The sequence below is a fragment of the Ruegeria sp. AB6 genome, from assembly GCF_056542685.1.
The window spans coordinates 205,320-216,526 of record NZ_JBQGAD010000004.1; the positions used below are offsets into that span (position 1 = coordinate 205,320).

Below are 11,207 nucleotides of genomic sequence, written 5' to 3' on the forward strand. Positions count from 1 at the left end.
GAGGCATTCATGTATCAGAAAATTCTTGTGCCAATGGCGCTGGATCACGACATTTCACCCCACACCTTGCAGGTGGCCCGCGCCTTGGCCGCCGATGACTGCGAGATCGTGGCCTTGCATGTCTATGAGATGCCGCAGGGTTCGGTCAGCGCGTATCTGGACAAGGATGTGGTAGATGAAGGCTTTCGCGCCGCGCTGAATTTGCTGCGCGACAAGGTCTCGGGGCTCGAGGGCGTGAGGCCGGAAATCATCAAAGGCCACACCGCGCGTACCATCATTGATTTCGCCAATGAACACAGCTTTGACTGCATTGTCATCGGATCGCACAAACCGGGGCTTAGCGACTATTTCCTTGGCTCAACCGCCTCACGCGTCGTGCGCCATGCAGGCTGCGCAGTGCATGTGCATCGCCGAACCTAAACCGCTCATCGCGCTGGCAAAGCGCCCAATACAGGACGGACACACAGGATATGAACATAGACAAAAAGATCACGGATGATCTGGTGGCCAACGATATCTCGTTCGTCACCACCGTTCCGTGCAAGCAACTGGCCGGAGTTATTGCCGAGATTGACGCCCATGACAGCATCTACCACATCCCGTCGAATAAAGAGGATGAGGGCATGGGCCTGTGCGCGGGCGCATGGATGGGGGGCAAGCGCCCTGCGATCATCATGCAGAACACCGCGATCGGTGTGACGATCAATACGCTGGCCACGCTGATCCAGTATTACCGGATGCCCTTGCCCATGCTGATCTCATACCGGGGCGAGCTGCGCGAACCCATCGCCTGTCAGGTGGAAATGGCCGTGCACACCAAGGCGCTGCTGGCACAGTTGAATATCCCGACCTACCACTTTCACAATCAGGCGGATGTCGAGGAACTGGATGCGATCCTGAAATACACCTTCATGTGCAACAAACCGGTCGCCATTCTGACCGACGCCAATTTCTGGGGAGGCTACGGCGACCAATGATCCGTTCTGACGTTTTGAAAGAAATCGCTCCGATCCTGCGTGATCAGCTTGTGGTCTGCAATATCGGTATTCCCAGTCAGGAATTGCACGCCATCGACGATCAACCCAGCAATTTCTATATGCTGGGGACAATGGGTCTGGCCTCAAGCATCGGCCTGGGCCTGGCGTTGTCGCAGCCCAAACCGGTGATAGTCATCGACGGTGATGGCTCGGTCCTGACCAATCTGGGCACTTTGCCGACCATCGCCAACAACGTAGCCGACAATTACATCCTGCTAATCGTCGACAATGGCTCTTACGGCTCGACCGGCGATCAACCGACCTACGCGGGACAGAAAACCTCGCTGACGAAAATGGCCGAGGCGGCAGGCTGCGAGCGCGTGATCGAGTGTCAGGCCGAAGACACCGGCCGGGTGCTGCAAGAGGCGCTGGATGCCAAACAGATGACCATCATCGTGTGTAAATGCGAAAGCGGAAACGCCAAGATGCCACCGATCACGACGGACCCAGTCGTCATCCGCGACCGCTTTATGAAAGCCGTGATGGCCTGATGCTAGCCACCATCCACAGTGCCGAAGATGCCCGTCGTCTGGCGCGGCGGCGTCTTCCGTGGATGGTGTTCGACTACATAGATGGCGCAGCCGGTACCGGACAAGGTGCGATACGCAATCGCGCGGCACTGGACGCCATGACCCTGTGTCCACGGGTATTGCGGGATGTCAGCGAGCGGACGTTGGAAACGCGACTTTTTGGCAAGCCCGCGCAGCGCCCCTTTGGCATTGCACCGATGGGCATGTGCAACCTGTCCGCGCCCGGTGCCGATCTGATGCTGGCGCGGTTGGCGGCGCGTTATGCCATACCTCTGGGTGTATCGACCGTCGCCTCGACCCCTATGGAGAAGCTGATCGAGATTGCCGAAGGGCACGCCTGGTTTCAGCTCTATTTCAGCGGAGACGGCGCGGGAACGTTCAAGCTGGTCGATCGCGCAAAATCAGCCGGGTACAAGACCCTTGTGCTGACCGTCGATGTCCCCGAAGTGGGTCGCCGCCCGCGCGAACTGCGCCACGGGTTCAAGATGCCCTTCCGCATCGGTCCACAGCAGTTTCTGGACTTTGCGATACATCCTCGCTGGTCCTTGGCCACATTGCGGTCGGGAAAGCCTCAGATGGCCAATTTCCTGATGGAAGGTTACGAGTTCGACCGTACAGAAAGCCGAGCCAAAGCCACGTGGGAAACGCTGGCCCGCCTGCGTGACCAATGGGACGGAAACTTGGTGCTGAAGGGTATTCTAGACCCCGAGGACGCGCTGGCCGCAAAATCCGCCGGAGCCGATGCGGTTCAGGTGTCCAGCCACGGCGCACGACAGTTGGACAGCGCCCCAGCCGCCTTTGACGCCTTGCGCCTGATACGAGATGCCGTTGGGCCGGAATATCCGCTGTTTTACGACAGCGGGCTACGCTCGGGTGAAGACGCAGTCAAGGTTATGATTTCCGGCGCCAATTTTGTGTTCTTCGGCCGGGTCATGCAATACGCAATCGCCGCCGCTGGCGAGGCTGGGCTGCATCAGCTCTGGGACGTATTGAGCGATGAATTCAGCATCACAATGGCCCAGATCGGGGCCACTTCCATCGACGATCTAAACCCCTGACCATTTGGCTGAACTCTTCTGCCCAGGCTTTTTGACCACCAATTTCTAGGTTGGCTTCGTGGGTTCGGTCATCAGATGTGCAGCGGACTGGTTGAACAGGGTGGCGTGTTGCTGGGCCGTGGCCTTGCCCGAGAACTGAGCGTCCTTGTGCAGGTTGATCGCGTCGATCACCGCCGGGCGCGCTTTGATACGCTGACGCCAAGCGGCCACATTGGGGAACCCGTCCAGTGAAACTCCCAAGGGTTTCGCAATAAAGGCCCAAGGGAAACACATCATGTCCACGATGGAATAGCGATCCAGCATATACTCCCGACCTTGCAGCCAGGTTTCCATCACCGCCAGCGCGCGCTCGAATTCGCCCTTGTAGCGTTTATGGGCGTAGGGCTGATCTTCGGGGCTGTAATTCACGAAGTGACTCAGCTGCCCACCCATCGGGCCTTGGTTGGCGGCCTGCCAGAACAACCACTCGTTAAAGGCTATCCGTTCGGCGGGGGTTTGCGGCCCAAACTGTCCCGTCCGCTCAGCCAGATAGAGCAGGATTGCGCCGCTTTCGAATACGGTTTGCGGCCCGTCCGGCGCGTCGTGATCGACAATCGCGGGCATTTTCGCGTTGGGGCTGATGGAGCGGAACGCAGGTGTGAACTGGTCACCGGCGCGCAGGTTCATCAGAACGGTGCGATGCTCCAACCCCGTTTCGCCCAGCATGATCGCCACTTTCCAGCCATTCGGGGTAGGAGAATAGTAAAAGTCGATCATGAGGCGTCTCCTGCCTGCGCCTCGGCGCGCACTGCGTCTGTATGTTCGCCCAGCTCTGGCGCCGGGCGCAGATCGGTTGCGGGCGTGCCGTGAAATACGGCGGCAGGGCGGGTTTGACGCAATCGGCCCGCCGTGGGGTGGTCATATTCCACGATCATCCCGTTGGCGTGCAATTGCGGATGTTGGCGCATCTCTTGCCGGGTCAGCACCGGGGCACAGGGCACACCGGCCCCTTCCAGCTCGGTCAACAACGCGTCCCGGTCGATATCCTGCACGATGGTCTGGGTCAGCTCCAGCCGGGCATGGCGGTTGATGTCACGCAATTCGGGGGTCTTGAACCGTTCATCTTCCAGAATATCGAGGCGACCCGTGGCGTGGGCCAGCGCCTCCCAATGTTTGTTGAGCATGACCGAGATGCTGAGATACCCACCCTTCACCTTGTAGATCAGGTCGTGGAAAGACTGGCTTTCCTCTTTCTCCATCTCATCGCCAACAAACGTGTGGCCGTTCATATCCGAGGCCCAAAGGAAAGCTGTCACCGTGTCCAGCATCGACAGGGTCACTTTCTGCCCCTGCCCCGTGCGTTCTCGCGCGAACAACGCGGCTGTGACGGCCTGACTGGCCTGCACAGCCGTCAGCTTGTCGGGCAGAATGGTGCGCACCAGACGCGGGCGTTCCTCGTCCGAACCGGCCTGTACCGTGGTCAAGGCCGACAAAGCCTGAATAAGCGGGTCATATACCGGTTTATTCGCCAAGGGACCGTCGAACCCGAAGCCCGAGATCGACATATAGACCAGACGCGGGTTCAGCGCGCTTAACACCTCATAGCCCAGGCCCAAACGATCCACGACACCGGGGCGGAAATTCTGGATGAACACATCTGCGGTTTTGACCAGAGACTTGATCATCTCGATATCGTCAGGGTTCTTCAGATCCGCCACTACCGAGCGCTTGTTGCGGTTGTTATTGAGGTATGAGGCCGAATGCCCACCCCGCCGCGTGGCCACATGGCGGGTAAAATCGCCTTCGGCGCGCTCGATCTTGATGACATCTGCGCCCTGATCCGCAAGGATCATCGTGCTCATCGGGCCCGAGACCACAGCCGTCAAATCCACCACCCGGACGCCCGACATCGGCCCGTTGCGCCGAAGGTTTTCGCTTTGTGTCATCGCCAGTTCCTTTTGATCCCCGAGCCGATGCTAACTCCGGCACCGGCCAGAACGTAGAGCAAAAAGCTGGGGTGTCGTCGTCCAATATGCAAGCACCCGCTGCAATTGCGCCAGTTTTGTGGACCAAGTGCTCACCTGTGAGGCCGTTTGCTGAAAACGCTTTGGCAACTCATCATGTTACAAGCCTCAGGCGTTCTTCGGGCATCCCTGCGCAGCGCTTCATCTGTTGTACTCGCGCTGCGAATGTCTTGACGACCGCCGCACTAGACAAAGCCTTTTACCTGTAGGAACCTGTGGCCAAACAGAAAACAGGGAGACGTTTGATGAAACTGCTTTCCAGCACAGCTTTGGCTTTGATGGTCTCTGCAACGGTGGCGTATGCCGCAGGCGGCGGAGCCTGTGCAGTGGACAAAACACTTGTGGAAGGAACGCTGACCATCGCCACTGGGAACCCGGCCTATTATCCTTGGGTGATGGATGATGCGCCCGAAAGCGGTCAGGGGTTTGAAGCGGCTGTTGCCTATGCCATCGCTGATAAAATGGGTTTCAGCTCGGATGATGTCACCTGGGTCCGCACCAGCTTTGATGAGGCGATTCAACCTGGCGCGAAGAATTTTGATTTCAACATGCAGCAATACTCGATCACCCCCGAGCGCGAGGAAATGGTCGATTTCAGCCTGCCATACTACGCCTCGGCCATGGCGGTTCTGACAACTCAAAATGTGGTCGACAACGGCGCCCAAGCAACATTGGACAGCCTCAAGGGTTTGAAATGGGGTGCCGTGGCCACCACGACTGCGCTGCCGATCCTCAATGACCTGATCCAACCTGCGAGCGATCCGCTGCTTTACAATGACAATGCCGATGTGAATGCCGCCATTATGGCGGGCCAGATCGACGCCGCACTGTATGATCTGCCCACGGCACTATATCTGTCGGCCGTGGTGGTGGAGGGCGGCGCGCTCTTGGGTCAGTTCCCGCCGGACAAGTCGGAAAACCCCGATCAGTTCGGACTTCTGATGGAGGAAGGGAACCCGTTGAAGGAATGCGTCGACGCGGCGATCTCGGAACTAACGGAAAGCGGCGAGCTTGCCGCTATCGAGGCCCAATGGCTGGCCGAGGCCACGGGTGTTCCGGTCATCGAATAAATGAGCGAAACATCGGTGCAGAACAAGGCGACCGAGCGCTCTAGCTCGGCGCCCACGCGGCGTGAGGTCTATGAGGCCGGGATTCGGCGGCGCTCGAACCGGATCGCGTTGACTTCAACAGCTATCGTGGTGCTGGCCATTGTGGTGCTAGTGCCGCTTGCCCCCGGCTGGGATGCTGTACAGCGCGCCTTTTTCAACGGTCGGGTCTTTGCGGCGACGTTTCCCGGCCTGCTCGAGGCCTTTCTGCTGAACGTGATGATTTTCGCGTGGTCCGCGCCGCTTATTGCCATCACCGGCCTTGCCATTGCGCTGTGTCGCGACACCCGCGCGCCTGCGCTGTTTCCACTTCGGCTGTTCGGGATTGCCTATACCGATGTCTTCCGCGGCCTGCCGGTGGTTCTCGTCATCTATATCATTGGCTTCGGGGTGCCCGGCCTTGGCCTACCCAGGCCCTGGAACAGCCCCTATATCTGGGGCACCTTGGCGCTGGTGCTGGTCTACTCGGCTTATGTGGCTGAAGTTATCCGTTCCGGCATCGACTCGATCCATCAGTCACAACGATCCGCCGCAGCCTCCTTGGGTCTGAGCGATCAGGACACCATGCGTTTTGTGGTCTTGCCGCAGGCTGTCCGCAACGTTGTTCCTGCCAATATGAACCTCTTCATTGCCTTGCAGAAGGACGTGGCGCTTTTGTCTTTCATCGGTCCGGTCGAGATTTTTCGTCAGGCCGGGGTCTACAAATCGCTTTACGCGAATTTTACGCCCTATGTCGGTGCCGCGCTCATCTTCCTAGCCCTGACCATCCCAGCCACACGATATGCAGATTATCTGATGAACAAGCAGAACCGGGCGCGCACATGACGACGAAACTATCCTTGCGAGGGGTACGCAAACGGTTTGGCGATCACGAAGTCTGCAAAGGCATTGATCTGGACGTGGCCGAGGGCGAGATGGTCTGTCTGATCGGGGCGTCCGGGTCTGGCAAGTCGACGCTCTTGCGCTGCATGAACCTGCTGGAACCGATTGACGATGGCGCGATCTGGCTGGACGGCGTGGACATATCCGAGCCGGGGCTGGACCCACAGCCCGTGCGCCAGCAAATCGGCATTGTATTTCAAAGCTATAACCTCTTTCCCCACATGACCGCAGCCGAGAATGTGATGCTGGCCCCACGTCGTGTACGTGGTTTGAGCCGGCAAGACCTGCTTCCAAGGGTAACGCAGCTTTTTGCCCGCTTCGGGTTGGGCGAACGGATGGGGCACTATCCAGATCAGCTTTCAGGTGGCCAACAGCAACGGGTGGCGATCATCCGAGCGTTGGCGATGGAGCCCCAGATCATGCTCTTTGACGAGATAACAAGCGCGCTTGATCCCGAACTTGTGGGCGAGGTGCTGGATGTGCTGCGCGATCTGCGACAGCAGGGCATGACCATGGTGCTGGCAACCCATGAGATGGGTTTTGCTCGAGAACTGGCTGACAAGGTCTGCTTTCTGGATGCAGGTCGTATTCTGGAACAAGGTCCGCCCGAGGTACTTTTTGCTGCGCCGCAAGAAGAACGCACCAAGGCCTTTCTTGCGCGGGTCCTCTGACCATATTGATCCCGCCCAGTGGGCGTCCGCAACATCCTTTGCTGCATCGTTTCCACCTTTACTGTTGCGCGCAGGCATCTTGTTATGGGTCGATCAAAGCAACTTGGTACTTGTCGAGAATTTCCGCCAGTTCAGCACCGTAAGAGAACAGGGGTTCGCTGCGGACTGATCGGACTTTGGTCATCCCACGTTCAAATACTGCCACATTAGACTGTTCATTCAGGCGGGATGAAAAAATGATCCCGTCGGGCTGATCTTTATGTTCATGAATGGCCAGTGACCAAATCTGTCCCAATTCATGAGACTGTGCCCGGACCGCATCTGTCGGGACCCGATAGGACAGGGTGCCTGACCCACGGAGGTCCAAAAGTTTCAAAGGTTCTGTTGTGGCGATTTGAACTATCGACCAACCTTGCAGATACTTTCGAGAGATCGGGATACCTTCTTTGTCAGCGCCCAGCCCGCTGTCGCGTATGATGGCTTCTAAAACGCAAGTTTCGATACTCGTACCGAAATAAACAGTCGCGTACGTATCGGCAGTGCCGCTACCAATCCTGGGATCTGAGAAACGACTTGGAGCGGGGCGAAACCCCAACGGGTTTGGATATCGTGTCTGAAACGCGCGAAAATGCGGCACCTGGTCAAGGTCAACAAGATTGAGATCGCGCGCGTGGAATGCCCCGGTCGGCAGGAATTCAACAGGAAACAGACTGTCTGGCATTAAGTTGTACTACCGCCAAGTACACCATCTATATGCGCCAGAACTTTTGAGGTCTCTCCACGGCGAAGTTTTTCGTAGACGGGCTCTCCTTGCGCATCCGGAAAAGTTTCGGTCAGCATCCGATAGGCCGTCCAGGCGTCACCGTCCAAACGATCAATGACCTCGCTTAGTCCCTCAATTGTTTCTCCGGTCGGCAAGATTTGCCACTCGGGATATTTGAGCGTCTTCGGCCCCCCGCGCAAAGCAAGAAGCTGTCCCGATTTGCGGCGCTTGTCGATTGCTTGGCGTGTAACACCAATGAGATCGGCCAATTGAGGTGTGGTCAGCATCTCATCACCAGCAAGCACAGCTTTGCTCGCGGCAACGCCGCGTCGTTCAGCGGCGCGCAGTGCCTTCTCAAGCGGGCTATTGACCACGGAACCTGTCGACTTTGAAACTTCGACAAACTTTGCCAAAGTATATGATTTTTCGCGCCGACCGCCTCGGGCGTGTTTACCCTTCGAACCCTTCTTGACACCTGCCGTAAGCGTCTTTGCGGCGGCGATATCAGTATGAATCCTGACACTTCCCTGAACATACTCAACGTTACTGACGGCATGCTCCACGCCATAGAAGGCCTTTTGCGTACTAGGGTTGCCTGTCTGCGGAATGCTCGGCTCGGAACTATGACCAAAGGCCACAACCTCCTCTTCGCCCAGGTTGGACAACATGGTCCTCAAAGCGGCCCCAAGATCGGCATCACTTGCATTCATATCGAACGATGACACCTCAACCCCACCGGGCATCGCGGCGGAAGTTCCTGTTTTCATGTTTGTTTTTCGGGTCATATCGGAAACCGTTTTTGTGAAAGCGTGAGAAGCGATCAGTCCGCACTAGACTTCAACGGACACTGCTACGCTCTGCCAATATGGTATCAATTGACCATTTTGTCAACTTGAGCAACCTAGTCAACTTTGCCAACCAAACAAAAGCACACGGAAGAATCCCTGTATGGAACTAACAACTCTCTGAAATGAATGGTGAAATGCTTCAAATACTCCACCTCGGCGGACGATTGACTGCACCTTAGCTACCACGATTTCCCACTGGGAGATTCATCCTCAACATAGCTACGGAGCGCGTCGATATCCGAAATCTCGGCATGGTTTCGATTGATCTTCACACCAACTGTTTTGAGCCTGGAAAACGCTCGGCTCAGGCTTTCGGGTTTCATTCCCAAACGACCGGCAATAAGCATCTTGTCGTAAGGTAGCGACACATCGCAACGACCTTCGTCGCTGTCACAAAGGTTCAACAGAAACTCCGCGACCCGCTGAGCGCCCGTTTGCGCCTTGAGCTGCTCTAGTTGAGCGACCAACGAATGCAAATGGGTAAATGTGGACGCCAGGATTGATATTCCTATTTCGGGGTCCTCTTTCATCAACGAGATCAGGATCGGACTGGGGATATGCATCAATTCGCAAGCCGATACCGCTTCGGCTGATACCGGATACGGTACGTTTCGCAGGGCTACAGCCTCGCCAAAACTGTCGCCGCGCTTGAAAACACTGACGACAGCTTCTGCGCCGGTCGGTGTAATGCGAAACAGTTTAATCCACCCCGCCAGTACAACGTGAACAGCCTTCGCAGTTTCTTCCTGAAGGAAAATTGTCTCGCCACGATCATATTGCCGCCATATCGCATGGCTCAACAGCGTCTCGACGTGCTGATCCGGTAAACTGCGCAGCAAAATCGACTGACGTGCGATCGCTTTTTGTGCTTCATGAGGCAAGAATACTCTCCCGGTGTCTTTTCAGCCGCCGAAAAACCACCGTCCGGGCAGACTGTCTTTAAGTTATGTCAAACCCGCAGCGTTCGCATCAATCTTTTGATGCCGGGTCAACTTGACAATAGTCATGTCGAAAGCTGCACGCCTGGCTTACCCTTGGTGCAACGCCAGCAATCCGGGGGAGCACGAAATGGACTACGAGCGATTTTTTACCCAGCGCCTTAATGCCCTTCGGGACGAAGGAAACTATCGTGTATTCATAGACCTGCAACGACGCTGCGGGTTTTTTCCCAATGCAAGGCATACCGATGGCACCGCAGAACGAGATGTGCGCATCTGGTGTTCCAACGACTATCTGGGCATGGGTCAGCACCCCGCTGTCATTGCCGCCATGCATGACGCGCTGGATCGCTGCGGCGCAGGAGCGGGCGGCACGCGCAATATTTCGGGCACCACCCATGACCACGTGCTGCTTGAGGCTGAACTGGCCGACTTGCATGGCAAAGAGGCCGCGCTGCTGTTCACCTCGGGCTATGTGTCGAACTGGGCGGCGTTGGGGACGCTGGCGGCAAAAATTCCAGACCTGATCGTTTTCTCTGATGCGCTGAACCATGCCTCGATGATCGAAGGCATCCGCCACTCACGGGCACAGAAGGTGATCTGGGCCCATAACGACCTTGCAGATCTTGAGGCCAAGCTGGCCGCAGCCGACCCCGACGCGCCCAAGATGATCGCCTTTGAATCGGTCTATTCCATGGATGGCGATATCGCGCCCATCAAAGAGATTTGCGATCTGGCAGATAAATACGGCGCGATGACCTATTTGGACGAAGTCCACGCCGTCGGGCTGTATGGCCCCCGCGGCGGCGGTATTGCCGAACGCGAAGGGCTGATGGATCGCCTGACCGTGATCGAGGGCACGCTGGGCAAAGCGTTTGGCGTGGTGGGCGGCTATATCGCGGCCTCGGCCGCGCTTTGTGACTTCGTGCGCAGCTTTGCCAGCGGGTTCATCTTTACCACAGCGCTGCCACCTTCTGTTGCGGCAGGCGCTGCGTCGTCGATCCGACATCTGAAACAGTCGAATGTAGAGCGCGACCTGCAAAAAGCCCGTGTGGCGCAGGTGCGCGCGCGGCTAGATGCCCAAGGCATCCCGCATCTGCCCAACCCCAGCCATATCATCCCGGTGATGGTGGGCGATCCGGTGAAGTGCAAATTCATCTCGGACACGCTGCTGGAGGAGTTCGGCATCTATATCCAGCCGATCAACTATCCCACCGTTCCCAAAGGAACCGAGCGTCTGCGGATCACCCCCTCGCCCGTACATACGGATGAAGATATCGACCATCTGGTCGGCGCGCTGTCCGCCCTCTGGCAGCGTTGCCAGATCGCGCGGATGCCGATGGCGGCACAATAATCTAAAGCGCCCCTCGC

General features: G+C 57.2%; 13 protein-coding genes. 8 read left to right on the forward strand and 5 right to left on the reverse strand.

The genetic code is table 11. The annotated features are described in order from the left end of the window. Nucleotides 1–9: 9 nt before the first annotated feature. The 4 genes from ACR0DB_RS10905 to ACR0DB_RS10920 are packed head-to-tail and all read left to right on the forward strand — an operon-like array spanning nucleotide 10 to nucleotide 2,625. The gene (locus ACR0DB_RS10905; protein WP_170771922.1) at nucleotides 10–420 is read left to right on the forward strand and encodes a universal stress protein; all 411 of its coding nucleotides are present in this window, start codon (nucleotides 10–12) and stop codon (nucleotides 418–420) included. 50 nt (nucleotides 421–470) lie between these two features. After that, nucleotides 471–977 carry a sulfopyruvate decarboxylase subunit alpha gene (gene comD / locus ACR0DB_RS10910; protein ID WP_170771920.1) on the forward strand — a complete coding sequence of 169 codons (507 nt, stop codon included), beginning with the start codon at nucleotides 471–473 and terminating at the stop codon, nucleotides 975–977. Next, nucleotides 974–1,528, forward strand: coding sequence for a sulfopyruvate decarboxylase subunit beta (gene comE / locus ACR0DB_RS10915; RefSeq protein ID WP_480550787.1), 555 nt, complete (start codon nucleotides 974–976; stop codon nucleotides 1,526–1,528). Before comD ends, comE begins: the two co-directional genes overlap by 4 nt. Next, nucleotides 1,528–2,625 (forward strand): alpha-hydroxy acid oxidase, encoded by a 1,098-nt coding sequence (locus ACR0DB_RS10920; RefSeq protein ID WP_480550789.1) that lies wholly within the window; start codon nucleotides 1,528–1,530, stop codon nucleotides 2,623–2,625. The genes comE and ACR0DB_RS10920 overlap by 1 nt, the downstream gene beginning before the upstream one ends. Before the next feature lie 45 nt (nucleotides 2,626–2,670). Here the strand turns inward: ACR0DB_RS10920 and ACR0DB_RS10925 are convergent, their stop codons facing one another. Both ACR0DB_RS10925 and ACR0DB_RS10930 read right to left on the reverse strand, forming a co-directional pair. Further along, the gene (locus tag ACR0DB_RS10925; protein WP_480550791.1) at nucleotides 2,671–3,381 is read right to left on the reverse strand and encodes a glutathione S-transferase family protein; all 711 of its coding nucleotides are present in this window, start codon (nucleotides 3,379–3,381) and stop codon (nucleotides 2,671–2,673) included. Further along, complete coding sequence (locus ACR0DB_RS10930; protein ID WP_480550793.1) at nucleotides 3,378–4,550, reverse strand: CaiB/BaiF CoA transferase family protein; 1,173 nt, start codon at nucleotides 4,548–4,550, stop codon at nucleotides 3,378–3,380. Before ACR0DB_RS10930 ends, ACR0DB_RS10925 begins: the two co-directional genes overlap by 4 nt. Nucleotides 4,551–4,870: 320 nt before the next feature. Here ACR0DB_RS10930 and ACR0DB_RS10935 point away from each other — a divergent pair, with 320 nt between their 5' ends. From ACR0DB_RS10935 to ACR0DB_RS10945, 3 genes are read left to right on the forward strand one after another with little or no spacing between them, the layout of a single operon-like run. Then, nucleotides 4,871–5,698 (forward strand): ABC transporter substrate-binding protein, encoded by an 828-nt coding sequence (locus tag ACR0DB_RS10935; protein ID WP_170783296.1) that lies wholly within the window; start codon nucleotides 4,871–4,873, stop codon nucleotides 5,696–5,698. Then, entirely contained in the window at nucleotides 5,699–6,559 is an 861-nt protein-coding gene (locus ACR0DB_RS10940; RefSeq protein ID WP_170783295.1) for an amino acid ABC transporter permease, read from the forward strand. It begins immediately after the preceding gene. Then, on the forward strand, nucleotides 6,556–7,287 hold the full coding sequence (locus ACR0DB_RS10945; protein WP_480550795.1) for an amino acid ABC transporter ATP-binding protein: 732 nt from the start codon (nucleotides 6,556–6,558) through the stop codon (nucleotides 7,285–7,287). The genes ACR0DB_RS10940 and ACR0DB_RS10945 overlap by 4 nt, the downstream gene beginning before the upstream one ends. 82 nt (nucleotides 7,288–7,369) lie before the next feature. Here ACR0DB_RS10945 and ACR0DB_RS10950 read toward each other — a convergent pair whose 3' ends face one another. From ACR0DB_RS10950 to ACR0DB_RS10960, 3 genes are all read right to left on the reverse strand, one after another. Continuing rightward, nucleotides 7,370–8,008, reverse strand: a complete 639-nt coding sequence (locus ACR0DB_RS10950) for an RES family NAD+ phosphorylase (protein ID WP_480550797.1) — start codon at nucleotides 8,006–8,008, stop codon at nucleotides 7,370–7,372. Further along, nucleotides 8,008–8,835 (reverse strand): hypothetical protein, encoded by an 828-nt coding sequence (locus ACR0DB_RS10955; RefSeq protein WP_480550799.1) that lies wholly within the window; start codon nucleotides 8,833–8,835, stop codon nucleotides 8,008–8,010. Before ACR0DB_RS10955 ends, ACR0DB_RS10950 begins: the two co-directional genes overlap by 1 nt. A gap of 242 nt (nucleotides 8,836–9,077) precedes the next feature. Further along, complete coding sequence (locus ACR0DB_RS10960; RefSeq protein WP_480550801.1) at nucleotides 9,078–9,779, reverse strand: Crp/Fnr family transcriptional regulator; 702 nt, start codon at nucleotides 9,777–9,779, stop codon at nucleotides 9,078–9,080. A gap of 187 nt (nucleotides 9,780–9,966) precedes the next feature. Here ACR0DB_RS10960 and hemA point away from each other — a divergent pair, with 187 nt between their 5' ends. Continuing rightward, nucleotides 9,967–11,190: a 5-aminolevulinate synthase gene (hemA, locus tag ACR0DB_RS10965; protein ID WP_480550803.1), complete on the forward strand. Its 1,224-nt coding sequence runs from the start codon at nucleotides 9,967–9,969 to the stop codon at nucleotides 11,188–11,190. The last annotated feature ends 17 nt before the right edge of the window (nucleotides 11,191–11,207 follow it).